The sequence below is a fragment of the Flavobacterium aquidurense genome, from assembly GCF_002217195.1.
Taxonomy (GTDB): domain Bacteria; phylum Bacteroidota; class Bacteroidia; order Flavobacteriales; family Flavobacteriaceae; genus Flavobacterium; species Flavobacterium frigidimaris.
Map to the genome: position 1 here is coordinate 56578 of NZ_MUGR01000005.1, position 26975 is coordinate 83552.

The following is a 26975-nucleotide window of genomic DNA, read 5'->3' on the forward strand; positions in this document are numbered from 1 at the left end:
AACAATGAAAAAAAACGTGTTAAGTTTTGGTACTCCAAAAGAGTTGGAAGCTAATAGAATAGCTGAAATACAATCAATTTCTTATTTGGAAAGATTAGAAAGATTGATGGCAATTATTGAGGTCTCTTATATGCTGAAAACAGCAAAAGTAATTCAATCTAAAAAACGATGAATGAACAAATAGTTGCTATTTGGAATAGTTTTTTTGAAAACAAAGTTAAATATATAACTATTGGAGGGTTTGCTGTAAATATATATGGTTATAATAGAAATACAGGTGATATTGATATTTACTTGGAAGATACTATTGAAAATCGTGTCAATTTAAGAAAGGCTTTGAAATCAATTAATTTGGGAGATTTTGAAACTATTGAAACAATGCAGTTTATTCCGGGTTGTATAGACTTTAGTTTAAATTACGGTTTAAGATTGGATATTATGACAACTGTAAAAGGCTTAGAAGATAAATCTTTTGCTTCGTTATTAGAAGATGCTACAGTTGTAATAATAGGAAAAACTCCTGTTTATTTTATTGATTATGATAATTTAATCATTGCTAAAAAAGCTGCAAACAGACCTAAAGATATTTTAGATATTGAAGAACTTGGTAAGGCCAATAATAAAACAGAATAGTATACTAAATCTACATAAACTGATATTTTTCAGAAATTGAATAAATTGGAACAAAAAAAACTTTTAATTATTACTTACTATTTTCCACCGGCCGGAGGCCCTGGTGTGCAGCGTTGGCTGAAGTTTGTAAAATATTTGCCCGAATTTGGCGTTCAGCCTATTGTTTATGTTCCTGAAAATCCAACTTACCCAATAGTAGATGAAGGTTTGGTTAGCCAAATCTCTGATAAAGTGATTGTTTTGAAGAATAAAATTTGGGAGCCTTATCAGCTGGCTTCTGTTTTTTCGAAAAACAAAACCAAAAAAATTAGCTCTGGAATTTTTCCTCATAAGAAAAAGCAAACTTTTTTAGATAAAACATTTCTTTGGATCAGAGGAAATCTTTTTATTCCTGACGCCCGCGTTTTTTGGGTGAAACCTTCAGTTGCTTATCTTGAAAAATACATTGAGGAAAATAATATCGATACTATTGTAACTTCGGGTCCGCCACACAGTTTGCATTTAATTGGTTTAGAGCTAAAAGAAAAACTAAACGTAAAATGGTTTGCAGATTTTCGTGATCCCTGGACAACTATTGGATACCATAAAGCTTTGCGTTTATCAGCTTATGCCGCTAAAAAACATAAAGATTTAGAATATAAAGTATTAAATAGTGCTGATACAATTATTGTAACCAGTAAAACTACAAAAACTGAATTTCAGGCCATTACCAACAAGCCTATTTCGGTGATTACAAACGGCTATGATGTCGAAAATGTCGAGAAACAAACTCTGGATACTAAATTTACTTTAGCACATATCGGATCGTTTTTATCAGATAGAAACCCTCAGTTTTTATGGGAATGTCTGGTAGAATTACTTCAGGAAATACCGGATTTTAAATCACATTTAGAAATTAAATTAATAGGAGCTGTAAGTCAGGAAGTTCTGGATTCTATTGCTGAATTTCATTTAAATGATTATTTAAACCTTTTAGGGTATGTTTCGCATCACGAAGCAATTGCACATCAAAAGAAATCTCAGGTTTTACTTTTAATAGAGATTAATTCTGAAGATACTAAAAGTATAATTCCGGGTAAATTGTTTGAATATATGGTGTCTAATCGTCCAATAATCGCCATTGGCCCTAAAGGTTCTGATTTTGCAGACATCATCACGGAAACAAATACGGGAGTATTTTTTGACTATTCTGAAAAAGCGAAATTAAAAAGTGTAATTTTGGACTTTTATAATCAATTTCTGGAAGGAAAATTGCAAGCTAATGGCGTTGGTTTACAGCAATATTCAAGAAAAAACCTTACCAGACAATTGGTACAATTGATTAGTTAAAAAAGCAATAACAATTAAAAAAATCTATAGAGAGTAGAAAATCAGAAATCTAAACTCTACAATCTAAACTCTGCAATCAAAACATGGGTATTGTTTTAAATCAGTCTTTCAAAAACACAATTATTACTTATATAGGCTTCGCTATTGGAGCTATTAATACGCTTTACCTGTACCCAATTTACCTGGGAGCAACCTATTACGCATTAACGAATTATATTTTGTCTGCAGCGAATGTTATCATGCCGCTGTTTGCGATTGGAATGCAGAATACGTTAGTCAAATTTTATTCGCAGTATAAAACCGAAGAAGAACGAGAACAGTTTTTATCATTTACGGCGTTGTTTCCTATTCTGATGTGTATTCCGCTAGGGATTATTGGGATTCTCTTTTTTGATGATATTACGGCATTTGTAACAAAGAAAAATCCTGTTGTAAAAGAGTTTATGCTCCTGATTCCGTTTATAGGGATCTGTATGGCTTATTTTGAGATTTTCTATGCCTGGGCAAGAGTTCATATGCACTCCGTTTTTGGAAATTTCATAAAAGAGGTAGGCTTGCGTTTGGTGTCTACTATTGCTTTGGTAGGTTTGTATTTTAATTGGATGACCCTTGTTCAGTTTGTATATTTTACGGCAGCTATTTATTTTGTGGCATTTATAATAACCATGTTTTATGCCTTTTATATAAAGAAACCGAAGTTTCAAATCAGTATTCCGGTGAATGTAAAAAACGTAATGGAATATACTTTCTTTATTATTCTCTCAGGAAGTGTAGCCAATTTACTTTTAGATGGTGATAAGCTGATCCTGAACCAATACATGAAGATCGAGAATATTGCTTATTATTCGGTGGCGACATATATTGCTTTAGTTATTTCAGTTCCAAGCCGCGCGATGCATCAGATTGTATATCCAATTACAGCAAAGCTAATGCACGAAAATAAACATGATGAACTCAATATTTTGTATAAAAAAACGTCAATAAATCTTCAGATTGTAGGAGGGTTTGTAATGCTGTGTATTTTTGTTAATATTAGTCAACTCTATGAAATAGTTCCTGAAGAGTACAGAGGAGGTATTCCGGTAGTTTTTATGATTGGTTTATCCAAGTATTTTGATCTTATCCTGGGGAATAATAATGCAATCATCTTCAATACTAAATACTACCGTACGGTATTGTTTTTGGGATTGGCTTTAGTTGTTGCAACTTTTGTTTTAAATATAATTTTTATACCAATAATGGGTATTATAGGATCTGCATTTGCGACATTATTATCCATTACTCTTTATAGCTTAGCCAAGTTACTGTTTGTGGTTAAAAAGCTTGATTTATATCCGTTTACAAAGCAAAATCTACATTCGCTGGCTGTTACAGGCGCTTTGTTTTTGATATTTTATTTTTGGGAATTCCCGGTTTATCCATTAATTGGGATTGCCTTAAAATCGATTTTAGTAACAGTTTTATACGTCTATTTAAATTACAGGTTTAATATCTCTCCGGATATCAATACGGTTATTGACAACATTTTGAAAAAGTTGAGAATTAAAATTTAGTACGATTTTATTGAGAAAAGCAAAGTAATTGAAATTTGGACCTATTTTGTTTTTATATTTGTTACAAAGGATAATCAATTTATTGCCGGCAAATATGAAAAAGAAATTACTTTGTTTTTTAGTGTTCTTCATTACGTTATTTTCTTCATTAGTTTTTGCTCAAAAAGATAGTGTACAACTATCAAAAACAGCTGTTCCTGAACTAGTGCAAAAAAAATATCCAGTTGCCCCTTTTAGAGACACCCTATTTTATGTGTATAATAAAGTTGGTTCTTTCTCAGCTGAAAGCAGGGCAGATGCTATTGCCGGAAAAATAAGAAAGCTTTATGAGGACTCTTTTTTTAAAGAAGATTCTATTTCTGTCGTGCCTTCAGATATCTCTCAGGATATTATGTACAAGAACGATTTTGTCATTATGTCTATTTTAGAGATCGATGCAAAGGCCGAAAATCAAACTGCCGCTTATATTGCCAAACGTAATCTAAGTTTAATTAAAAAAGCAATTATTTACCAGAATGAGAATTATTCCATGCTTCCCAAAAGACTTGGATATACAGCATTACTGATCTTAATCATAAGCATAGTTTTATATTTTGTAGGCAAAGCTTTTAATCGCGTAAAGCTGCATATCCTAAAAAACAGTGATAAGTATTTTAAAGGGTTCAATTATAATAATATAAAAATCCTGTCGCCACAAAAGCAGCAATCTCTCTTAATGCAATTGTACAGCTTTGTCAAAGGGATTACGTTAGTTTTAATTGTATATCTGTCCCTGCCTATATTGTTTAGTATTTTTCCGGCTACAGAAGCTTATACAACAACTTTATTGCGATGGATCCTTACTCCGGCAAAATTAGCGGTAATGGGATTTGTAGATTTCTTACCAAGTTTGGTGACCATTGTCGTGATTGTTTTTATTTTTAAATACACGATAAAAGTGATCCGTTTCTTTTTTGATGAAATTAAAAAAGAAAATATAAAAATCGATGGTTTTTATAGTGACTGGGCAATGCCGACATTTAATATTGTCAGGTTTTTGCTGCTGGCTTTTATGGTTGTTATTATTTTTCCCTATTTGCCCGGATCAGATTCCCCAATTTTTAAAGGAGTTTCCGTATTCGTGGGTATTCTGTTCTCATTAGGTTCTTCTAATGCTATTGCAAATATGGTCGCGGGATTAGTGATTACTTATATGCGTCCGTTCAAGATTGGAGACTTTATCAAAATAGGAGATGTCAGTGGAGAAGTTATCGAGAAAACTGCTTTAGTTACCCGTATCAGAACGCCAAAATTCGAAGACATTACGATACCAAATGCTACAGTTTTGTCAAGTACCTCTACCAATTATTCCTCCAATACAAAGCAGGTCAACAATGGTTTATTAATTCATAGTACAGTTTCGATAGGTTATGATGTACCGTGGGCAGCCATTCATAAAGCTTTGATCGAAGCCGCATTAAAAACAGAAATGGTAGAAAAAACACCTCAGCCTTTTGTTTTGCAGACTAGTTTAGATGATTTTTATGTTTCGTATCAAATCAATGTTTATACAAAGCATCCCACACAACAGCCTTTAATTTATTCGTCGCTTCATCAAAATATTCAGGATTCATTTAATGCAGCCGGAATCGAGATTATGTCACCACATTATAATGCGGTACGTGACGGGAATAACACTACGATTCCCGAAAATTATTTGAAAGACGATTACGAAGCACCTTCTTTTAATATTAAGAAACAGTAAAGTATTGTTAATCTGAGCAGATTCTAAAAAAAATAACTGCATTTCATTTTGCTGTTAATTTTATTAAATATAATTTTATGTGCGAATTTAGCAACAGTTTCTTTTTTTATCTGAAAAATAACTGATGTAAGACAATAAAAGTAAACGTTGTTCTGTTTTTAGGAATGTAACAATTGTTACAAAATTCAAATTTGAGAAGTAATTGTAGTAGTATTTGGATTAATTTTTAATGGATGATTATGAAAAAGAATGAACTTAGTCAGGAGCAAAGCTTACAGGTATTTTCTAATATGATATCAAACAAAGTTCATAACGGATTTACATTAGAAGAAAGAAATGATGAATTTCTTTTTGCAGTTCTGTCTAAAGGCGGAAAAGTAGTAAATCATGGTTTAAATTTTATTATTTTTTGTCTGACCTTGGGATTATGGTCGTTTGCATGGCTTTATTTAACTATTGAGGCCTCAAAGCAAAAAAAAGTATTAGTTGCCATTGATGAAGATGGTTTTCCTTTTGAGGAAAGATGTTTAGTCGCTTAGTGATTATTTAAATCACAAATTAGAAAATTCCAAATTCCAATACGGTAACCACGTCATTGGAATTTGGAATTTTTTTAATTTAGAGTTTTTTTTGTTTTACAATTTATCCTTTAAATAAATACCTGTTACAGATTTCTTCTCTTTTACAACATCTTCCGGAGTTCCCACGGCTAATAAATGTCCACCGTTTTCTCCTCCTTCGGGACCTAAATCAATGATCCAGTCAGCGCATTTTATCAGGTCAAGGTTGTGTTCGATGACAATTATCGAATGCCCTTTTTCTATTAAAGCATCAAAAGAGGCTAATAATTTTTTGATGTCATGAAAATGCAAACCTGTTGTTGGCTCATCAAATACAAATAAAGCTTTGTCTTTTGTGGCTCCTTTTACTAAAAATGAGGCTAACTTAATACGTTGTGCTTCACCACCCGAAAGTGTCGATGAAGATTGCCCTAACTGTACATATCCCAAACCTACATCCTGAAGTGGCTGTAGTTTTTGAGTGATTTTTGTTTGCTTGTTTTTATCAAAAAAGGCAATTGCATCATCGATAGTCATCGTTAGAATATCGTTGATGTTTTTATTGTCGAAAGTAATCTCTAAAACTTCTTTTTTGAATCGTTTTCCTCCACACGTTTCGCAAGGCAGCGATACATCAGCCATAAAGACCATTTCAACATTTATAGAACCTTCTCCTTTGCAAGTTTCACAGCGTCCTCCGTCGACATTAAAAGAGAAATGTTTTGCCTGATAACCTCTTATTTTTGATAATTTTTCTTTGGCATATAAATCACGGATTTCATCATAAGCCTTGATATAGGTTACCGGATTTGATCTTGAACTTCTTCCAATTGGGTTTTGATCTACATATTCGATATGTTTGATCTGCGAAAAAGAACCTTTTATGTCGCTAAACTGACCTGCTTTTTCAGAGGCGTTTTCCAGCTTTTTCTGCATCGCCGGAAAAAGGATTTTTTTAATCAGCGTACTTTTTCCACTTCCTGAAACTCCTGTAATTACAGTTAAGACGTCTAGCGGAAATGTAACATTAATATTCTTTAAGTTATTTTCTCTTGCACCAATGATATCAATATGATTTTTGAATTTTCGTCTCTTCTTCGGAACTGAAATTTCTAAATCGCCATTGAGGTATTTTGCCGTTAATGAATCAGATTTTAAGATTTCTTCATAAGTTCCCTGAGCTACTAAATGACCGCCAAAAGTTCCTGCTTCAGGACCAATATCTATAATCATATCAGCCGCTTTCATGATGTCTTCATCATGTTCGACAACGATCACAGTATTTCCTAAATCACGAAGAGAAAGTAAAACTTTGATCAGTCGCTCAGAATCTTTTGGGTGCAAACCAATACTTGGCTCATCGAGAATATACATCGATCCCACTAAACTGCTTCCTAATGAAGTTGCCAGGTTGATACGCTGCGATTCTCCTCCTGAAAGGGTTGCAGAATTTCGGTTTAAAGTAAGATAATCCAAACCAACTTCTGTCAGGAATGACAAACGATTATTGATTTCGACCATCAAACGTTTTGCGATTTGCTGTTCGTAAACATTCAGATCGATGTTTTTGAAAAAAGTAACCAAATGTTTAATTGGTAAATCAACTAAATCTGAAACCGTTTTACCGTTTATTTTTACGTATGAAGCCTCTTCGCGTAAACGTTTTCCACGGCAAGCGTGGCATTTTGTTTTTCCGCGGTAGCGAGATAACATCACCCGATTTTGAATCTTATAATTTTTTTCTTCCAGTTCCTTAAAGAAACCATTCAAGCCCTGAAAATAACTGTTTCCTTTCCATATCAAATCTTTTTGCTCTTCTGAAAGTTCAAAGTAAGGTTTGTGAATCGGGAAATCAAATTTATAGGCATGTTTGACCAATTCATCCTTGTACCAGCTCATGCTGTCGCCTCGCCACGGATAAATTGCATTTTCAAAAACAGATAAAGAAGTATTCGGAACAACCAAATCAGCGTCAATACCGATAATATTTCCGTAACCTTCGCAGACCGGGCATGCACCGTAAGGATTATTAAAGCTGAACAAATGAACATTGGGCTCCAGAAAAGTAATTCCGTCCAATTCAAAATTATTCGAATACGTAAATTTTTTATCAGAGTTTAATTCCTGCAGATAACAAATTCCTTTTCCTTCAAAAAAAGCAGTTTGTACCGCATCTGCCAATCGATTATAGAATTCTTCTTCGTCTTTGACAACAATCCTGTCTATGATCAGTAAAATGTCTTTATTGTCTAATTTATGCAGATCTGTTGGTGTAAAATCATCGAGACGAACCATTTCGTTGTTGACCAGAATACGGGCAAAACCTTGTTGCAGGAGCACTTTTAGTTTGTCCTCTAACTGTCTTCCTTCTTCTAAATGAATAGGGGCAAGTAAGAGCCATTTGCTGTCTAATTCTAATGATTTTACATCAGCAACAACATCAGTAACGGTATTTTTTTTGACTTCCAGTCCTGAAATAGGCGAATACGTACGGCCAATTCTTGCGAATAAAAGCTTAACATAATCATAGATTTCAGTCGAAGTTCCAACAGTCGAACGTGCGTTCGTTGTATTTACTTTTTGCTCAATAGCAATAGCAGGCGCAATACCTTTTATATATTCAACTTTTGGTTTGTCTAAACGTCCTAAAAACTGACGTGCGTATGAAGATAAGCTTTCAACATAACGACGCTGCCCTTCGGCATATAAAGTATCAAAAGCCAAACTGGATTTACCTGATCCTGAAAGACCTGTAATAACGACAAGCTTATTTCTGGGAATAGCAACATCTACATTTTTTAAATTATGTACCTGAGCTCCTTTAATTATAATATTATGTTTTGGGTCGAGTGTAGAAAGATCAATTTGCATAAAAAAAGTCAATTTTTACAAAAGTAATCAATTTTGAATTGAGTTTTGTTAATGAGATTGTTACAAATTTTAACTAAATGTTCCAGAATTACCATGTTATCACTGCTGATAAAGTTCATGTTACAGGCGAAGCAATTGCAAGAATCCTTAGTGATTTTTTTTTGCAACGAATTTCCACTAATTCTTTTTTGGCGGGAATTACAATAATTTGCCAATTCAATTTGTAATAATTTGTGCAAGTCGTGGCAAAAAAACATCCCGCAATTGAATCATTTTAAACACCTTAATTCGTTGTGTATTTTTTAATCATAGATTTTAAATGTTAAAAATAATTATGCAGAACTATTCCTTTCAATAATAAAATAAGTTATTTTAGAACTGTTTTTGTAATATATTAATACCGCCCCCCAATTTGAAAACTAAATTTTCTTTTCTGCTTTTTTTGGTCCGTTTTCTCTTGTTTTCACAGGAGTTTCCGCCCATTGTCAAATATTCGTCAGCTGTTTATGGTGCCGGAAATCAGAGCTGGATGATTACTCAGGATGATCAAAACTATATGTACTTCGCTAATAATGACGGGCTTTTAGAATACAATGGTACAAATTGGCAGTTATATCCTACGCCCAACGAAACTATTGTGCGGTCTGTAAAAGTAATTGGGAACAAAATTTATACAGGTTGTTACATGAATTTTGGGTATTGGACGAGGCAGGCTAATGGCAGATTAAAATATACTTCGCTTAGCGATACCATCAAAAATAAGATTTTAGACGATGAACAGTTCTGGAACATTCTTAAATATGACCACTGGATTTTATTTCAATCCCTCAACCGAATTTATATTTATGATACTAAAACCGGAAAATTCACAATAATTGCACCTAAAAAAGGTGTCGTGAAATCGTTTGCATCCAAGAATGCCATTTATTTTCAAACGCTCAGTGAGGGGCTTTTTGAAATCGAAAGCGGAAAAGCTAAATTAGTTTCGGATCATCCTATTCTTAAAAAGTTTACGATTGTAAATATGTTTACCACAGAGGATGGATTGCAGATTCAGACACAATTAGACGGAATTTATAAATTGGCAGGAAACACCTTAACACATTTTGCAACGGATGTTGATGCGGAGCTAAAATCAAGTTTTGTATACAGCAGCCAGCTTTTACAGGATGGAAGTTTTGCATTAGGAACCGTTTCTAACGGAATCTTTATTCTGTCTGATAAAGGAAAATTAAAATATCATATTTCGCAAAGCAAAGGGCTGAGCAACAATACGGCTTTGTCTCTTTTTGAAGATAAGGATCAGAATTTATGGGCAGGACTTGACAACGGAATCAATTGTATCAATATCAATTCGCCGGTACATAGTTTTACAGACGATACCGGGGTTTTGGGAACGGTGTATGCTTCAGCGACTTTTAATGGTTTGCTGTATGTTGGGACGAATCAGGGCTTGTTTTGTAAAAACAGTCAGAGTAATTCGGAATTTAAATTTATAAATGGAACAAAAGGTCAGGTTTGGTCCCTTTTTGTATATGATAATACGCTTTTTTGCGGACATGATTCGGGAACTTTTATTGTTACAAATGATTCTGCCAGAAGTATATTTTCAGGTTCAGGAACCTGGAAGTTTGAACCGGTTCCTAATTCGCGTAATCAGTTACTTCAGGGAAATTATTCCGGAATTTCGGTTTTAGAAAAGGTAAACAATCAATGGACATTCAGAAACAAAATTCAGGGCTTTGATTATTCATCGCGTTATTTTGAAGTCACGGATCATCTTGATGTTTATGTAAGTCATGAATACAAAGGGGTTTTTAGATTAAAATTAGATCCGTCGTTATTAAAAACTCAGGATTTCTATGCTTACAAATCTCCCGATAAAGGCAAAAATGCGAGTTTGGTCAAATTCAATCATCAAATTTATTATGCTTATAAAGGAGGAATTTTCAAATTAAATCTAAAAACAAAACAGTTTGAGAAAGACAAGTTACTGAGTTCTATTTTTGAAAAAGATGAATATACTTCAGGTAAACTAATTGTCGACAATTCAAATAAAATATGGCTGTTTTCTAAAAATTACATTCATTATTTTTCTGCCAGTAAATTGAGCAATCAGTTAAAACAAAATATTATTCCAATTCCTTCCTCGTTAACCAATTCTATGCTGGGTTTTGAGAATATTACTCAAATTTCTAAATCAACGTATTTAATAGGGACTACGGATGGTTATTATACGCTTAATATTGATGATCTGAGTTTCAAAAATTATACTGTTTTTATAACAGATATCAGCATTAATAAACAGAATGAAAATTTAAAAAATGTAGCTATTGGTACTGAAGGAAGTTTTCATGCCAATGAAAATAATATCACATTAAATTATACTGTTCCGGAATACAATAAATACATCAATTCAGAATATCAGTATTTGTTAGAAGGTTTTCAGAACGACTGGAGTGAGTGGAGTACAAAGGCAACCGTGAATTTTAAAAATCTTTCACCGGGAAAATATACTTTTAAAGTAAGGGCAAAATATGCGAATACGATTTTGCAAAACACCGCGACTTATACTTTTATTATTTTAAAACCCTGGTATCTGACAAATCTCGCCTGGTTTATTTATTTTCTTCTGATGTGTGTGCTGGCTTATTTTATCAATAAATCATACAGAAGTTATTATCAGAAACAAGAAAAGAAATTAATAGAAGAGAACAACCTTTTACTGGAGATAAAAGAATTGGAAAACGAGCAGCAATTGATGAAACTTCGCAACGAACAGCTGTCTCAGGATGTTGATAATAAAAACAGGGAACTGGCAGTGTCTACGATGAGTTTGAACAGTAAAAATGAACTGCTGGCCTTTATTAAAGAAGACTTGAAGAAAACGAATCAAAATGACAGTAATAACATAAAATCTGTCATAAGCACCATCAATAAAAACATTACCGAAGAAGATTCCTGGAATGTTTTTAAGGAAGCATTTGATAATGCCGATAAAGATTTCCTGAAGAGGATAAAACAACTTCATCCGATATTAACTCCTAATGATCTCCGACTTTGTGCGTACCTGCGATTGAATCTTTCTTCAAAAGAAATCGCTCCTTTATTCAATATTTCGGTTAGAAGTGTAGAGATAAAAAGGTATCGTTTGCGTAAAAAAATGGATTTGCAACACGAAATCGGTTTAGTCGAATACATTTTAGCTGTATAGTACATCAAAAAACGGCTTAAAAAACTATACATTACCTCAACATTAACGGTTTGTTGTGAGTTTATCTCGAAAATGTTAAAGAAATTAACATTCGTAATTTATAGTTAAATAAGGGTGTTTTTTGAGATATATTAAATATAGCATGTGTTTTTTTGTGATGTATGTTTTTTGTTGTGGTTAATTTTATCGTTTTGCTAAGGAGATATGATAAATTTATCTTTCAATAAAAACTAACTAATTATGAAATCCAAATTATTACTAACCGTACTAATTCTGTTTACATCTTATGCGTTTTCGCAGTCCTTAGATGTAAGCGGAACAGTACTAGATGGCTCAGGATTATCACTTCCTGGCGTGAATGTAAAAGTTAAGAGTTCGTCGCAAAGTACAACCACAGACTTCGACGGATCTTTTAAATTATTAGATGTTCCAAAAGGAACTACAATTGTTTTCAGTTATATAGGTTTCCGTACACAGGAAGTTGTGGTTTCAGGATCCAAAATAACAATTAAATTGAGCGACGATGCAAGATCCCTTGATGAAGTCGTAGTTATTGGTTACGGAACTCAAAAGAAAAGAGAAGTAACCGGTGCTGTTTCTGTAGTAGACAGTAAAACGCTTGATATCCTGAAACCAGCAAGAATAGAGCAAGCGCTGCAAGGAACAATCTCAGGTGTAAATGTTACTACACAGTCAGGATCTCCGGGTGCGCCACTAGATGTTCGTATTCGTGGTATAGCCACAAATGGTCAGAACGGACCCACTGCGATAATCGATGGTTATATGGGGGATTTAAGTATCCTTAATCCAAATGATATCGAAACCATTACAGTTTTAAAGGATGCACAGGCTGCTATTTACGGTACTATTGGTGCAAACGGAATTATTTTGATTACCACTAAAATGGGGAAAAAGAATTCGAAAACCAAGATCTCTTTTAATAGTTATACCGGATTTCAGGAAGCATCGAGAAAATTACCAATGCTAAATGCTACTGAATATGCTTTGTTACTTAATGAAAGTTATGCCAATGGCGGAAAATCACTTCCTTATCCAAATGTAAGTGGATTGGGTAACGGAACGGATTGGCAAAAAGAAGTTTTAGGCAAAGGCGTACCAATATTAAATAGTGATCTTACTATTTCAGGAGGTTCTGATAAAATCACCTATTCAATCAGTGGTTCCCATTTAGACCAGGAAGGTATTGTTGGCGAAGGTAAATCAGGTTATTTAAGAAATACTGCCAGACTGGCTTTAGGAGCTGATTTAAGTGATAAAATTAAAGTAAAAACAAATGTTATCTATACCTATTTCGACAGAAAAACAATTAACGAAAATGGTTTAGGATCTGTATTGTTTAATGCACTAAATGTACCTGCAACCCTTAACCCTTATGATGCAAAAGGTGATTTTACTTTAGTACCAAGTACAACAGGATTAGGAACTGAAATCATTAATCCGCTGGCACAAGTTGCTAATACTTATAACGATTACAATTATAAAAAGCTAAACGGAAATTTTGGTCTGGATTATAAGATTTTCAAAGGATTTACATTATCAGGTTCTATTGGTTTTAATACCGCAAACAGCGAAAGTAAAGTCTTTAGCCCGCAAATAAGTTATGGCGGAAAAGTGTTTGATGTACAGAGAAGTTTTGTAACGCAAAGAACTGTAAATGACAACGATTATTCGTTTGATATTTATGGAACATATAATATAAAAATTGCAGAGAACCATAATATTACGGCAACAATAGGAAATACCATTTATAAACAATGGGGGAATTCAGCCGTTGCAACAGGTTTTGATGTTCCTAATAATTCCTGGGAGTTTGCGGATCTTTCCTTGACAAAAGGAATTTCTACGGCGCTTAATACCGGAGGTTATGTTTACGATCAAAGAAGACTCTCTTATTTTGGCAGAGCCCAATATGATTACAAAGGAAAGTATCTTTTTTCGGCTATGATCAGACGTGATTCTTCGACAAAATTCGGACCAGGTAATAAAGTAGCTAATTTTCCTTCTCTTACAGGAGGATGGGTAATTTCTGATGAAGGTTTCTTTGGAGAATCAAAAACAGTTAATTTCCTGAAATTAAGAGCAAGTTATGGTACTTTAGGAAATGACCAGATTCCAAATAATGGTTTTTTAAGCATTCTAAACGGAGAAGCTACTTATGTTTTTGATGGCGTTTTAGTAAACGGACTGGCTACAGGACAAATTCCTAATCAGAACTTAAAATGGGAAGAAGCCAGAAAGTTTGACGTTGGTTTAGACTTAAGACTATTCAATGATAAAGTTTCTGTTGTAGCAGATTATTTTATCGATACCAGAAAAGATTTATTGATTCCGAATATTCCGGTTTCAGGAATAACAGGAATTGGTGCTCCGGGAGCAAGTGCCCCGACCATGAATGCGGGAACAGTTAGAAATTCAGGTTTTGAATTTGCAGTAGATTATAAAGAGAAATTTTCAGATTCTTTTTCTATGAGTATTGGTTATAATGTAACCTTTCTTAAAAATGAAGTATTAGAAGTAAATAACGGAACGGGATTTATCGAACAAGGAGGTTTTGGAGTAGGACAGCCGGCAGCTTCACGTATGGAATCCGGTAAACCAATCGGATATTTTTACGGTTATAAAACAGACGGTCTGTTTCAGAATCAGGCAGAAGTTGATGCTCATCCGTCACAATTGGCCCTGGGAGCAAATGCATCACCTGGCGATATTCGTTATGTAGATGTAAATGGCGATGGCGTAATTGATACCAAAGACAGAACCAATATTGGAGATCCGATTCCTAATGCCACAATGGGATTCAATATACAGCTGAATTACAAAAATCTTGATTTTGCACTTTATAGTTTCGCTTCAATAGGAAATGATATGGTCCGTAATTACGAGAGAGTGCTTTCTGATGCCAACCGACTGGATTATGTTTTAGACAGATGGACAGGCGAAGGAACAAGTAATTCTGTGCCAAGAGTAACCACGGGAGCAACAGCTAATAATGTTCTTTCAGATTATTATGTTGAAGATGCTTCTTATTTCAGAATTCAAAACATACAATTAGGATATACAATCAATCCAAAGGTGACTCAAAGAGCAGGAATTACGAAACTAAGACTTTATACAGGAGTAAACAATCTGTACACCTTTACGAAATATAAAGGTTTTGACCCCGGGGCTTCATTTGGACCTACAAATCAGGACGGAGTTTCTCAGTCGCCAATTGGTGCCGGAATTGATTACGGGTTTTATCCAGTTCCAAGAACCTATTTATTGGGTTTAAACATTAATTTTTAATTTCAATAAAAATGAAAAAGTATTTAATTACCACCATCATAACACTTACACTGTTCTCGACAATAAGTATTTCTTGTTCAGATGAATTTGTAAGTCCAAAACCGCAGTATTCTATCGATTCTGAAAATTATTTCAACTCAAAAGCAGATTATGAAAATGCGTTAGTTGCAGCTTATGATTTGTTGCAGTCTACTTATGCAAATGCTTTATTAGGAGAAATTGCTTCAGACAATACATTAGCCGGAGGAGAAAGCCCAACAGATGTAATTGGCTGGCAGCAAGTAGACGACATGATTCATACACCGGTAAACAGTAATTTAAGAGATATCTGGAATTGGATGTTTGCAGGAGTTCAAAGAGCCAATTATATTCTTGAATTCCAAAATAAAACAGATTTTGAGGGAAAAACCCAACTACTCGCAGAAACACATTTTCTAAGAGCATATTACCAGTTTGAGTTAGTGAAATGGTTTGGGGGAATCCCGATGAAAGGGGATGCAAGATTTAAAGTTGGAGATGAAAAAACAGTACCACGTTCATCAGTTCAGGAAGTGTATGCTTCTATAGAAGCTGATTTAATTTTTGCTGCTGCTAATTTATCTCCAACAGCATCTCAAAAAGGCAGGGTAACCAAAGGAGCTGCCCAGGCATTGTTAGGAAAAGCCTATTTGTATCAAAATAAATTTGTACAAGCCGCAGCATCTTTTGATGCCGTTATAGGTTCAGGAAAATACAGTTTAGTAACTGATTATGATACAATGTTTGAAATGGCCGGAGAAAACGGGCCGGAATCTGTTTTTGAAGTGCAGTACACAGATGTAGAAGGAGCGGCTTTTACATGTTTGCAATGTAGCGAAGGAAACGTTGCAGTAGGTTTTAGCGGAATCAGAAATTATTCAGGACCACTTTTTTCTTCGGGATTTAGTTTTAATATCCCAACCCAGGAAGGAGCAGATGCTTTTGAAGCAGGTGACAATCGTAAAGAGGTTACGATATTGGATATCGCAGCATGGGCAGCAGCAAATACATCTTATGATAACGGAAAAGGAGTAACATTTGGAAAAGGAAATGAAGACACTGGTTTCTTTAACAGAAAGTATTTACCTAGAAAAAGAAGTGCAGAAGCACAAGGCGATTTAAACTTAACAAATCCAAACAATTATAGGGCGATACGTTATGCTGATGTATTATTAATGGCAGCCGAAGCTTATAACCGTGGAGGAATTGATGAGACAAAAGCAAAAAACTACTTAAATCAGGTAAGACGCCGTGCTTTTGGAGATCTTAATCACGATATCTCAGTTTCAGGAGCTGCGCTTACAGATTTTATTTTAGCCGAAAGACGAGTAGAACTTTTTGGAGAAGGACATCGTTTCTTTGATTTAGTTAGAACCGGAAAAGCAGTTGGAAAAATACCGGGTTTTAAAGCGAATAAAAACGAATTATTTCCATTACCAATCGAAGAAATTCAGTTTGCAAACGGAAACTGGCAGCAAAACCCTGGATACTAAAAAAACACTATTATGAAAAAATTACATTTTATTATAAGCATTTTCGTTTTTACAATCCTGTTGGGTTGTGCAGGCGATGACAGCAATATTGATTTAGACGGGTTAAGTGCACCGGCAAACCTAGCCGTTTTGACCACTGTAACTCAGGATAACTCAGGTAAAGTCACTTTTTTGCCTACCGGAGAAGGAGTTACACAATACAAAATAAATTACGGAGACGGAACTCCTGAGTCGGATTATTTTTCGGCAGGAGCAACTATGACCCACACCTATAAAGAAGGCGTTTATAAAGCTAAGATTGTAGCAATGGGAATAACTGGAAAAACAACCGAAATAAATAAGGATGTTATCGTTTCGTTTAATGCGCCCGCTAATCTTGTAGTAATAATTACTAATGATGTATCAGTTTCTAAAAAAATAACTGTTCAGGCAACGGCTGATTTTGCTTTGTTTTATGATGTTTATTTTGGAGAAGCGGGAAAACCAGAACCAGTTTCAGTAAACAATGGTGAGTCAGTTTCTTATACGTATAAAGAAGCAGGAGTTTATACTGTTCGCGTAGTATCGAAAAGTGCTGCAATTAAAACTGTTGAACATACAGAACAGGTTACAGCAAAATTAATAGTTAATCCAACTGCTTCAGCACCAGTTCCTCCAACTAGATTAGACGCAAATGTAATTTCTATCTACAGTTCGAAATACAAAGATGTAGAAGGAACTAATTTTAATCCAAATTGGGGACAATCCGGCGGTTTATCAGAATTTGAATTGGCGGGTGATAAAATGCTGAATTATACAAACTTAAATTATCAGGGAATTGCATTTGCAGATGGTGTAAAACTGGATGTTTCTGCAATGGATTATATTCATCTTGATGTCTGGACAGCAGATTTAGAAAAGCTAGCCATTTTCCTTATTAGCAATAATAAAATAAATGGTGAAAGACCAGTCACAAAAGATTTGGTGGCAAACCAATGGACAAGTATTGATATTCCAATTTCTGCATTTACAAGTCAGGACGGATTTACAGTGGCTGATATTTTTCAACTTAAACTGGTTGGAACTCCGGATGGTAAAAATATTTATTTAGACAATATTTATTTTTATAAACTACCGGCAGAATCAGTAGCATTGCCGCTTGATTTTGAATCTGCTAATTTAACTTTTGCCTGGGGCGGATTTGGTAATGTAGATGCTTCTGTAGTAACAAACCCTGATAAAACCGGAGCGAATGTATCTGATAAAGTAGTTAAGATTGACAAAAAATCAGGAGCAGAAACCTGGGGCGGAGCAAGTTTAAATCTTGAAAGCACACCTGATTTTAGTAAAGGAACAAAAGTAAAAGTAAATGTATGGTCTTCAAAAGCGGGAGTTGATATATTATACAAAATGGAAGTTTCGACCTCTCCAAAAGACGGAAATGGTAATCCAACGGTATTTATAGAAGTACATGCAACAACAACAGTTGCCAATGCCTGGAACGTTTTAACATTCGATCTTACAAGCGCAGCCAATTTTAGTACCAGTAATAAATACGACAGAGTAATTTTATTCCCTGACTTTGGAAAAGGAGGAACAGGAGACACTTATTACTTTGATGATATAAAACAATCCAATTAAAATAAAAAATCATGAGCAAAAAAATAATTATAAATATCGTATTACTTTTTGCACTGGTGTTAGCAATAAGTTGTCAGAATGATGATCATTCTTTTGGAGATTTGTCAGCACCAACAAATCTGAATATTACAGCTGAAATTATAGGAAAAACTGCCGATGCTCCAAACGGGGACGGATCAGGAATGGTAAAGTTTACTGCAACGGGAGATAATACCGTTTCTTATAAATATGCCTTTAGTGACGGTACTTCGGAGAATTCTCCAAGCGGTATATTTACCAAACGTTTTACCAAAACGGGACTGAATAAATATATCGTTACCGTAATCGCTTCAGGAAGAGGAGGTATAGCTACCAATATAACGACAGAAGTCGAGGTACTGAGTAATTTTAGAGATGATGAAGCAGTTCAGCTTTTAACAGACGGAACTTCAAAAAAATGGTATTGGTCAGCTTCTGAGCCGGGACATTTAGGAGTAGGCCAAAATGATGGCGATGCTACTAAAAATTATTTTCCAAATTACTATTCGGCAGGAGTTTGGGAAAAAGCAGGAGCACCGGCAAGCAGCTGTTTATACGAAAATGTATTGACATTCTCTCTGGATGCTGACGTACTAAAATTTGAATTAGACAATGGCGGTTCCACATTCTTTAATGCTTCGTTTGCAAGTATTGCAGGTGGAAGTTCGCCAAGTGATGAATGTTTAGCGTATAATAGTGCAGGTAAAAAAATAGTTTCATTAAGTCCTTCAGAATCGGTGGTGATGGCCAATCCAAACCATGCAACACAAACAAGAGGTACAACGATGAGTTTTTCTGATGGTGGATTTATGGGGTATTATATTGGTCAGAGTTCTTATGAGATCTTGTCGATCACAGCCAATAGAATGGTCGTAAGAGCTGTTATGGGAGGGAATCCCGCATTAGCATGGTACCATATCTTTACCACTACAAAACCTACTCAGGCGCCACCTGCAGAATACACAAAACTAGTGTGGTTTGATGAGTTTGATACAGATGGTGCTCCTGACGCTACAAAATGGACTTATGATCTTGGCAGAGGAGACAGCGGTTGGGGAAATAATGAAAAACAAAATTATACCAATGCAGCGGCAAACGTAATTGTTCAGGGTGGAAGTTTAAAAATCACAGCAAAAAAAGAAGCTTCAGGCGGAGCAGATTATTCGTCTGCAAGATTAAAAACAGATGGTAAATTTAAATTTACTTACGGTAAGGTCGAAGTAAAAGCCAAACTTCCAACCGGAGTAGGGACCTGGCCTGCAATTTGGATGTTAGGTTCAAACTATGCGACAAAACCCTGGCCTGCCTGTGGTGAGATTGATATAATGGAACATGTAGGCAAAAATCAAAATGTTATTCTAAGTACGCTTCATTATCCTGGACATTCAGGTGGAGACGGAAATACAGGTTCTAAAACGATACCAAATGTCTCAACAGAATTTCATGTCTATAAAACAGTTTGGAGCCCTGCTTCTGTACAGACTTTTGCAGATGATGTACTAATTCATTCCGTTCCTAATGACGGTACTTTGCCTTTCAACAGCGACTTTTTCTTAATTCTGAATGTTGCAATGGGAGGTAATCTGGGCGGTAATATTGATCCTGCCTTTACACAATCTTCGATGGAGATTGATTACGTAAGAGTGTATCAATAGATTATAAATTAATTAGTAAGAATGAGGTGAGAAGGTCAGTTAAGGCTGGCCTTCTTATTTTATTAATTTTTAAAATGACGGTATGAAAAAAATAATTGTATTAGTAATGATAACCAGTTTTAGTTTCGCTCAGGAAATAAAACGAAAATTAGTTTGGGAAGAGAATTTTAGTAAAAAACAAGTTAATGAAGCTTTTTGGAATTTCGAAGTCGGCGATGGTTGTCCGGACTTATGTGGTTATGGCAATAATGAAAGACAGATTTATACCAAAACAAATCACGAATTAAAAGATGGAAATTTAATTATCGAAGCCAGAAAAGAAGGAAATAAATATACCTCTACAAAAATTACTACTAAAGGTAAAAAAGAGTTTAAATATGGCCGAATCGAAGCCAGGGCAAAACTGCCTGTTGGTCATGGTTTATGGCCTGCATTCTGGATGTTGGGAGCTAATATCGATGAAGTAAAATGGCCAAAAACCGGAGAAATTGATATTTTAGAATACATAGGCAGAGATCCACATATGGTGTATACAACTTTGCATACACAAGACAGCCACGGTAATACAATCAATACAAAGAGAACCCCTTTTCCTACTATTGAAGAAGGATATCATGTATATGCAATCGAATGGACAAAAGATAAAATCGACTTTTTTGTAGACACAACATTGGTTTACACCTTTAATCCCGAAGTGAAAAATGAAGATACCTGGCCATTTGATAAACCATTCTATATTATAGTCAATTTAGCGATAGGAGGAAATTTTGGAGGTCCTGAAGTAGATGATAACGTACTTCCTCAAAAATTTTATGTCGATTATGTTCGTGTTTACCAATAGTAAGGCATTCACTTGAAAAATTGTAGCTGAATCAGATGTAAATACCTTACTTGTTTAATTTTAAAATATTTATGTCTGATTTTTTGCATTAAAGAAAGAAAAATATTTAAGCTTTTTTAGTACTCAAAAGGCAAAAATCAAGCTTGTGAGACAATAATTAACGATTTATTGTTAATTATTGTTCTTCTTGTTTGCTTTTTCAAATAATAATTTGTTAAATTTGGTCAGAATATTAACATAACCACATAAACCCAAAAGACACGCCTATATAGTAAAACTACTTTTTATAAAATTACTCCAAATTTTAAACAGAAACTAAAAAAGTAGTACTATGGCTGATCTGCATATTCCAGACGCTCTATTAGTGAGAAATTATGTCGATGGCAATGAAAATGCCCTTGCGACATTAATTAAGAGACACGAGTCTAAGATATATGGATTTATATATTCTAAGATTGCTGATAGAGATATCTCAAATGATATTTTTCAAGATACCTTTATTAAGGTGATTAAAACCCTAAAAAGTAATTCCTATAACGAAGAAGGTAAATTTTTGCCTTGGGTAATGCGTATTTCCCACAACTTAATTGTAGATCACTTTCGTAAAACCAAAAAAATGCCAATGTACAGAGAAACCGAAGAGTTTTCGATTTTTTCTGTCATGTCAGACGATTCTTTAACGATCGAGAACAAAATGATTTTTGATCAGGTCGAAGTAGACCTGAAAAAGATAATTGAAGAGCTTCCGCTAGATCAGAAAGAAGTTTTGGTAATGCGTATGTATCAGGATATGAGTTTTAAGGAAATATCTGAAATTACGGGTGTTAGCATTAATACAGCATTGGGAAGAATGCGTTATGCACTAATGAATTTAAGAAAGATAATTGATAAACATCAAATTATTTTAACCAACTAATACTATTTTGACTAATAGCTCGTTATACTATTATAAAAACATTTTGATAGTATGGCGAAAATTTACTCTAAAAAGGCATTAGCTTCTAAAGACTTAAAACCTAAAAAAGAAGTTGTTTCTTTTTTACTTAATTATTCACAAGCATTAACAGTTGTGAAAATTGAAAATAAAAGTTTTGAAATTATAGCTAATTAAGCAGCCCACTATATTTGTCGGATGTTTATTTCGAAAGAAAAACCAAATGGTCGTTTTGGTTAAAAGCTCACTATTTGTATCCAAATACAGATAGTGAGTTTTTTGTTTTTAATACTAAGCGAGTTGAATTAAAAAACTCAACAAAATAAGCATAGTCAACGGTTTCAACCTTGGGAGCACAATATATTCCATAATGCATTTCCAAATTCCTTTAGTAAATAACCGAAAATAATAACCATTTTAGTATCGGAGATATTACCTGTTATTAGTGATAAATTGATTGTAGTTTTATAGTCGCTTTGTTAAAATTTTGAATTTTGAACGGATATCAAAATTTTATTTTATATTTAGCTTTATTTTAGTTAAAAAACAGTTTTTTATTTAATTAAAAAGCGCTTTAAAAGAATTTTATGTATTAAAAACCTTTCAATATTTAGAAAACCTTAATTATTAATAATACCTAAAACCAAGTATAACCAAAAACCAAACCATCTATGACCCAAAATTACCCTAACCACGTTTTGTTTGTTGTTCCTTTTAATGTATCCAGTAAAGAATATTAGAAAGAATAAGTATTTGTTTTATATCGATCATTGGCAAGAGTGAAACTTTTAGCCTTCTAATCAATGTGTGGCAAATTCTTAAGTAGTACCCTTAATCTATTTAACAACCAAACCTAACCAAAAATGAAAAAGAGCCTCAAAACCTTATTAGTACTGCTATTGCTAAATACGGGAGCATACGCTCAAAAAGAAGAAATTAAAGAAGCACAATCTTATTTTGCCAAAGGAAAAACCCAGGAAGCCGTAGCTATTTTAAAAAAAATAGAATATCTCGTCATAAATGCCCCGGTTGAGGTCAAGTCCGACTTTTATTTTACAAAAGGAAATGTTTATAAAGATTTAGCAACCAAAAATATAGATGCAGCAGCTAACTTTGCTGTAGCAGTCGGAGCTTATCAGGATGTGCTTTTGTATGAGAATGATTCTCAGGTTTATAAATATGCTTTTAAGGCAAGTTTAGCGCTAAAAGAGATGAAAGCCAAACTGGTAGACGGAGCTTACAGCGATTATAAAGCCGAAAAATTCAAAGAAAGTGCTGATAAAAGCTATGAAGTGTATCTGTTCGATAAAAAAGATGTCCGAAATCTGTTTAATGCCGCCTCCGCTTCCTTATCTGCTAAAGATTACAAATCAGCCATTAAATATTTCGAGGAACTTAAAAAGCTAAATTATACCGGTGAAAACGTTATTTTTTATGCCACCAATAAAAAAACAAAAACAGAAGAAGCTTTTGTGTCAATGAGTGCAAGGGAAGCAAGTATTCAGGAAGGACTTTATGAAAAACCAAGAAATGTAAATCCGCCATCAAAAAAAGAAGAAATCATTACGTCTTTGGCTTTCTCTTATATGGAGACAAATGATTATTGCAACGCCGAAAAATATTTTGAAGACGGCTTGCAAGTCAATCAAAATTGCATAACCTGTTACATCAATCTGGCTTATATAAAAATAGAGTTCAAAAAAGAATTACTTGATCTAATGGCCACTTTAGGAAATAGTGCAAAGGAAATGCAGCAATATGATAAGTTAGACACCCAAAAAGATGATATTGTAAAAAGTGCCATCCCATACCTTAAAAAAGCATTGACAATTGAGCCAAAAAACGAAAATGCCACAAAATCGCTTCTTGGAATCTACAGATCATTAAATATGACAAACGAATATAATACGCTTAAAAGCAGTATGTAAAAAGAAGAGAGAAGCTACTTAACAATCTTTTTAGTAGCTTCTTCCTTTTTAATTGCTTCTTCTATCAGTGATTTTTTTCCGACAGTTCTCGTAATAATATCTTTCTCCAGGCTCCATCCTCTTGCAGGCGAATATTCACGTCCGTACCAAATGATTTGCAGGTGCAGGTCATTCCACAATTCTCTTGGAAATAATCTTTTAGCATCTTTCTCCGTCTGTACCACGTTTTTTCCGTTCGAAAGATTCCATCTTAACATCAGTCTGTGAATGTGTGTATCAACCGGAAAAGCCGGAACGCCAAAAGCCTGCGACATCACAACGCTCGCTGTTTTATGTCCAACAGCAGGTAATTCTTCAAGAGCCTCGAAACTCTGTGGCACCTTTCCGTCATGTTTATCAATTAAAATATGTGATAAACCGTGAATTCCTTTCGATTTCATAGGCGATAAACCACACGGGCGAATGATTTCCTTGATTTCTTCCACAGACATTTTAATCATATCATAAGGATTATCAGCTTTTGCAAAAAGTATAGGCGTAATCTGGTTCACACGCACATCTGTACATTGCGCCGAAAGTAAAACCGCAATCAACAGTGTATAAGGATCTTTATGATCAAGCGGGACAGGTATAGTAGGGTAGAGTTCTTTTAACGTATTTATAACAAATTGTACGCGAGCTTCTTTATTCATTTCCGTATTTTTAATCCCGTAAAAATAGCATAATTTTCATGATGTGCCTAATCCAGCTTTTTGTTACAACTCCTCATTGCGGCAATAACATTTTTAAGCATTCGCAAGAGCTTCCTCCGGTCGCTTTGCCAATACAAAAAATGTAAATTACCACAACTCCGGGGTTTTCACTTCAATCTGGGGCATGAACATAATTGTGAATTATGAATTGTTAATTATGAATTAGTTTAAATTTATAATCTAAGTTAGTCTAACAATCTAAAAATCTAAAATATGACAACATTAAAAGCAGGCGATAAAGCTCCAAATTTTTCAGGAACAGATCAGGACGGAAAAACACACAAACTGGCAGATTACGCAGGAAAAAAATTAGTAGTATTCTTTTATCCAAAAGCAAGTACACCAGGTTGTACCGCAGAGGCTTGTGATCTAAGAGATAATTTCGAACGTTTTAAAGCCAATAACTACGAACTTCTTGGAGTAAGTGCCGACAGTCAGAAAGCACAGCTAAAATTCAAAGACAAATACGAATTCCCTTTTCCCTTATTAGCCGATGAAGATAAATCAGTAATCAATGCATTCGGCGTTTGGGGACCAAAAAAATTCATGGGAAAAGAATACGACGGAATTCATAGAACCACCTTCGTAATAGACGAAAACGGAATTATCGATGAGGTAATTTCTCAGGTAAAAACAAAAGAGCACGCAGCTCAGATCTTGAAATAATAAATTTTGTTTCAGGTGTCAAGTTTCAAGTTTTTTATAAGTTCGGGAAGTTTATTCTTTCATAATAATCTTTGTCAAAATTTAAACTTTGACAAAGATTAAACGCACCAATTGTCACCCTGAGCGAAGTCGAAGGGCGCAAAGAGTTTCAATTCCGCTTAGCCTCAAATAGAGAGGTTACAAGATAATTCTGTACCATTGTGTCACCTCGACGAAGGAGAGGTCACACAAGTAACTCGACAAAGATTGGCAAAAAGAACCGAGAGTAAAACCTGAAACAAAACAAACTTGAAACCTGAAACAAACATTAAAAAAAATCCCAAAAAAGAAAAATTTTTCTTTTTTGGGATTTTTTTTAATGTTAAGCATTTTGCTCTAATTCTTTCTGCGGATGATACCCAAAAAGATGGTGTTCTTTTATTATTTCGGCGATACCGGACGGAAGCATTGGTTCCCAGCCTGGTTTTCCCTGATTGATCATTTTCAAAACCTCGCGGGAGAAAACCTCCAGATTGTGCGGATCATAATCGGCAATATCCACCACTTTTCCGTTGAATTTAAAGAACTTGTACAATTCTTTCATTCTAGGATGTACTTTTAAGTTGTTTGAATCCATCAAAACGCCATTGTCGTCTAACATAGGATATAAGAAAACTTTCATATCCCTGTAGAATAATTTTCCAAAAGCTTCCAGAATTCCACCGCTTAAATGACGGTAATATTTCTCGTCAAAAATATCAACTAAATTGTTGACACCCATTGCCAATCCCATTCTGGCTTTGGTATAATTAGCAAAATATTCTACTACTTTATAATATTCCTGAAAATTCGAAATCATTACAGTCTGACCTAGGGAACAGAGTAATTCAGCCCTGTCCATAAAATCACGCTCATCAATTTCACCATCAGAACGTAAATTCGAAAGTGTAATTTCAAAAATAACCAGTGTATTGTCTTTCTCAACTTTATTTTCTTCAAGAAACATTTTAAGCGATTTCTCGTACATGTCCATGTTTACTTTCGTAACCGGACGAAAACTTCCCCTAAGCGCAAGAAGGTTTTTTTTGTATAAAATAGCAGCCGGAAGAATGTTTTTTCCTTCAGGATTAAACATTACGGCATCAGTCATTCCGTTTTTAACCAATTGCAAGCTAATCAAACGATTATCAACATCAGCAAAACGAGGTCCTGAGAAGTTAATAGTGTCAATTTCGAGTTGGTCTTTGTCTAAGTGATCGTATAGGTAACGAAGTAATCGTTTTGGATCGTTGTATTTGTAAAAAGCACCGTAAATTAAGTTTACACCTAAAATTCCCAGTGTTTCTTGTTGCAGTCTGGCGTCAGTTTCTTTAAAACGAATATGAAGAATAATTTCGTTATAAGCTTCGTCAGGTTCAATCTGGTATCTGATTCCAACCCAACCGTGACCTTTAAATTGTTTGGCAAAATCTATAGTTGCAACAGTGTTGGCATAACTAAAGAAGAGTTTGGTAGGATGTTTTTCTCTGCTTAATCGTTCTTCGATTATTTGGCCTTCAAGAGTCAGCATCTTTTTTAGTCGCTCTTCAGTCACATAGCGGCCATCACTTTCAACTCCATAAACGGCATCACTGAAATCTTTGTCGTAGGCAGACATTGCTTTTGCAATTGTTCCCGATGAACCTCCAGACCTGAAAAAATGCCTGACCGTTTCTTGTCCAGCGCCAATTTCAGCAAATGTTCCGTAAATATTCTCGTTTAAATTAATGCGTAACGCTTTGTCTTTTATAGAAGGAATCTGTTCGATGACCTTGTCACCTTTGAGTTTTATTTCTGTACCCATTTTATTTTAAATAGATTT

19 protein-coding genes are annotated in these 26975 nt (G+C 34.4%); 16 read left to right on the plus strand and 3 right to left on the minus strand.

Features of this window, described 5'->3' with window-relative positions; genetic code table 11:
- Window positions 1–4: 4 nt before the first annotated feature.
- The 6 genes from B0A67_RS24900 to B0A67_RS03870 all read left to right on the plus strand — a co-directional run bounded on the left by B0A67_RS24900 (window position 5) and on the right by B0A67_RS03870 (window position 5798).
- On the plus strand, window positions 5–172 hold the full coding sequence (locus B0A67_RS24900) for a hypothetical protein (protein WP_207557306.1): 168 nt from the start codon (window positions 5–7) through the stop codon (window positions 170–172).
- Window positions 169–633, plus strand: a complete 465-nt coding sequence (locus B0A67_RS03850) for a DUF6036 family nucleotidyltransferase (protein WP_072955996.1) — start codon at window positions 169–171, stop codon at window positions 631–633. Before B0A67_RS24900 ends, B0A67_RS03850 begins: the two co-directional genes overlap by 4 nt.
- A gap of 45 nt (window positions 634–678) precedes the next feature.
- Entirely contained in the window at window positions 679–1962 is a 1284-nt protein-coding gene (locus B0A67_RS03855; RefSeq protein WP_072956835.1) for a glycosyltransferase family 4 protein, read from the plus strand.
- A gap of 83 nt (window positions 1963–2045) precedes the next feature.
- A complete protein-coding gene (locus B0A67_RS03860; protein ID WP_072955993.1) occupies window positions 2046–3515 on the plus strand; it encodes a lipopolysaccharide biosynthesis protein in 1470 nt (489 codons plus the stop codon).
- 94 nt (window positions 3516–3609) lie between these two features.
- Window positions 3610–5259 (plus strand): mechanosensitive ion channel family protein, encoded by a 1650-nt coding sequence (locus tag B0A67_RS03865; protein ID WP_072955989.1) that lies wholly within the window; start codon window positions 3610–3612, stop codon window positions 5257–5259.
- Between the two features lie 239 nt (window positions 5260–5498).
- A complete protein-coding gene (locus tag B0A67_RS03870) occupies window positions 5499–5798 on the plus strand; it encodes a hypothetical protein (RefSeq protein ID WP_072956831.1) in 300 nt (99 codons plus the stop codon).
- A 96-nt stretch (window positions 5799–5894) separates the two neighbouring features.
- Here B0A67_RS03870 and uvrA read toward each other — a convergent pair whose 3' ends face one another.
- A complete protein-coding gene (uvrA, locus tag B0A67_RS03875; RefSeq protein WP_072955986.1) occupies window positions 5895–8690 on the minus strand; it encodes an excinuclease ABC subunit UvrA in 2796 nt (931 codons plus the stop codon).
- A 412-nt stretch (window positions 8691–9102) separates the two neighbouring features.
- On the opposite strand from uvrA, the gene B0A67_RS03880 reads away from it, so the two are divergent.
- The 9 genes from B0A67_RS03880 to B0A67_RS03915 all read left to right on the plus strand — a co-directional run bounded on the left by B0A67_RS03880 (window position 9103) and on the right by B0A67_RS03915 (window position 23717).
- Entirely contained in the window at window positions 9103–11904 is a 2802-nt protein-coding gene (locus B0A67_RS03880; RefSeq protein WP_072955983.1) for a helix-turn-helix and ligand-binding sensor domain-containing protein, read from the plus strand.
- Between the two features lie 240 nt (window positions 11905–12144).
- A complete protein-coding gene (locus tag B0A67_RS03885) occupies window positions 12145–15210 on the plus strand; it encodes a SusC/RagA family TonB-linked outer membrane protein (RefSeq protein ID WP_072955980.1) in 3066 nt (1021 codons plus the stop codon).
- 11 nt (window positions 15211–15221) lie between these two features.
- A complete protein-coding gene (locus B0A67_RS03890; protein ID WP_072955977.1) occupies window positions 15222–16721 on the plus strand; it encodes a RagB/SusD family nutrient uptake outer membrane protein in 1500 nt (499 codons plus the stop codon).
- 12 nt (window positions 16722–16733) lie between these two features.
- Window positions 16734–18341: a hypothetical protein gene (locus B0A67_RS03895; RefSeq protein ID WP_072955974.1), complete on the plus strand. Its 1608-nt coding sequence runs from the start codon at window positions 16734–16736 to the stop codon at window positions 18339–18341.
- Window positions 18342–18352: 11 nt separating this feature from the next.
- Window positions 18353–20014, plus strand: a complete 1662-nt coding sequence (locus tag B0A67_RS03900) for a glycoside hydrolase family 16 protein (RefSeq protein ID WP_072955970.1) — start codon at window positions 18353–18355, stop codon at window positions 20012–20014.
- Between the two features lie 82 nt (window positions 20015–20096).
- On the plus strand, window positions 20097–20855 hold the full coding sequence (locus tag B0A67_RS03905; RefSeq protein ID WP_072955966.1) for a glycoside hydrolase family 16 protein: 759 nt from the start codon (window positions 20097–20099) through the stop codon (window positions 20853–20855).
- Between the two features lie 331 nt (window positions 20856–21186).
- Window positions 21187–21771 (plus strand): RNA polymerase sigma factor, encoded by a 585-nt coding sequence (locus tag B0A67_RS03910; protein ID WP_072955963.1) that lies wholly within the window; start codon window positions 21187–21189, stop codon window positions 21769–21771.
- A gap of 51 nt (window positions 21772–21822) precedes the next feature.
- Entirely contained in the window at window positions 21823–21966 is a 144-nt protein-coding gene (locus B0A67_RS24905) for a hypothetical protein (RefSeq protein WP_167443809.1), read from the plus strand.
- A gap of 686 nt (window positions 21967–22652) precedes the next feature.
- Window positions 22653–23717, plus strand: a complete 1065-nt coding sequence (locus tag B0A67_RS03915) for a tetratricopeptide repeat protein (protein ID WP_072955962.1) — start codon at window positions 22653–22655, stop codon at window positions 23715–23717.
- Between the two features lie 14 nt (window positions 23718–23731).
- On the opposite strand, the gene B0A67_RS03920 is transcribed toward B0A67_RS03915, so the two are convergent.
- Window positions 23732–24409, minus strand: coding sequence for an endonuclease III domain-containing protein (locus tag B0A67_RS03920; RefSeq protein WP_072955960.1), 678 nt, complete (start codon window positions 24407–24409; stop codon window positions 23732–23734).
- 273 nt (window positions 24410–24682) lie between these two features.
- Here B0A67_RS03920 and bcp point away from each other — a divergent pair, with 273 nt between their 5' ends.
- Entirely contained in the window at window positions 24683–25135 is a 453-nt protein-coding gene (gene bcp / locus B0A67_RS03925; RefSeq protein ID WP_072955958.1) for a thioredoxin-dependent thiol peroxidase, read from the plus strand.
- A 361-nt stretch (window positions 25136–25496) separates the two neighbouring features.
- Here the strand turns inward: bcp and B0A67_RS03930 are convergent, their stop codons facing one another.
- Window positions 25497–26957, minus strand: a complete 1461-nt coding sequence (locus B0A67_RS03930) for a TonB-dependent receptor (RefSeq protein ID WP_072955955.1) — start codon at window positions 26955–26957, stop codon at window positions 25497–25499.
- Window positions 26958–26975: the final 18 nt, after the last annotated feature.

Coding starts and splice junctions, on each gene's coding strand:
- B0A67_RS03920 (WP_072955960.1), bottom strand. CDS start 24,409: ATGAATAAAGAAGCTCGCGTACAATTTGTTATAAATACGTTAAAAGAA.
- B0A67_RS03885 (WP_072955980.1), top strand. CDS start 12,145: ATGAAATCCAAATTATTACTAACCGTACTAATTCTGTTTACATCTTAT.
- bcp (WP_072955958.1), top strand. CDS start 24,683: ATGACAACATTAAAAGCAGGCGATAAAGCTCCAAATTTTTCAGGAACA.
- B0A67_RS03895 (WP_072955974.1), top strand. CDS start 16,734: ATGAAAAAATTACATTTTATTATAAGCATTTTCGTTTTTACAATCCTG.
- B0A67_RS03850 (WP_072955996.1), top strand. CDS start 169: ATGAATGAACAAATAGTTGCTATTTGGAATAGTTTTTTTGAAAACAAA.
- B0A67_RS03865 (WP_072955989.1), top strand. CDS start 3,610: ATGAAAAAGAAATTACTTTGTTTTTTAGTGTTCTTCATTACGTTATTT.
- B0A67_RS03905 (WP_072955966.1), top strand. CDS start 20,097: ATGAAAAAAATAATTGTATTAGTAATGATAACCAGTTTTAGTTTCGCT.
- B0A67_RS03910 (WP_072955963.1), top strand. CDS start 21,187: ATGGCTGATCTGCATATTCCAGACGCTCTATTAGTGAGAAATTATGTC.
- uvrA (WP_072955986.1), bottom strand. CDS start 8,690: ATGCAAATTGATCTTTCTACACTCGACCCAAAACATAATATTATAATT.
- B0A67_RS03930 (WP_072955955.1), bottom strand. CDS start 26,957: ATGGGTACAGAAATAAAACTCAAAGGTGACAAGGTCATCGAACAGATT.
- B0A67_RS03860 (WP_072955993.1), top strand. CDS start 2,046: ATGGGTATTGTTTTAAATCAGTCTTTCAAAAACACAATTATTACTTAT.
- B0A67_RS24905 (WP_167443809.1), top strand. CDS start 21,823: ATGGCGAAAATTTACTCTAAAAAGGCATTAGCTTCTAAAGACTTAAAA.
- B0A67_RS03900 (WP_072955970.1), top strand. CDS start 18,353: ATGAGCAAAAAAATAATTATAAATATCGTATTACTTTTTGCACTGGTG.
- B0A67_RS03870 (WP_072956831.1), top strand. CDS start 5,499: ATGAAAAAGAATGAACTTAGTCAGGAGCAAAGCTTACAGGTATTTTCT.
- B0A67_RS03890 (WP_072955977.1), top strand. CDS start 15,222: ATGAAAAAGTATTTAATTACCACCATCATAACACTTACACTGTTCTCG.
- B0A67_RS24900 (WP_207557306.1), top strand. CDS start 5: ATGAAAAAAAACGTGTTAAGTTTTGGTACTCCAAAAGAGTTGGAAGCT.
- B0A67_RS03915 (WP_072955962.1), top strand. CDS start 22,653: ATGAAAAAGAGCCTCAAAACCTTATTAGTACTGCTATTGCTAAATACG.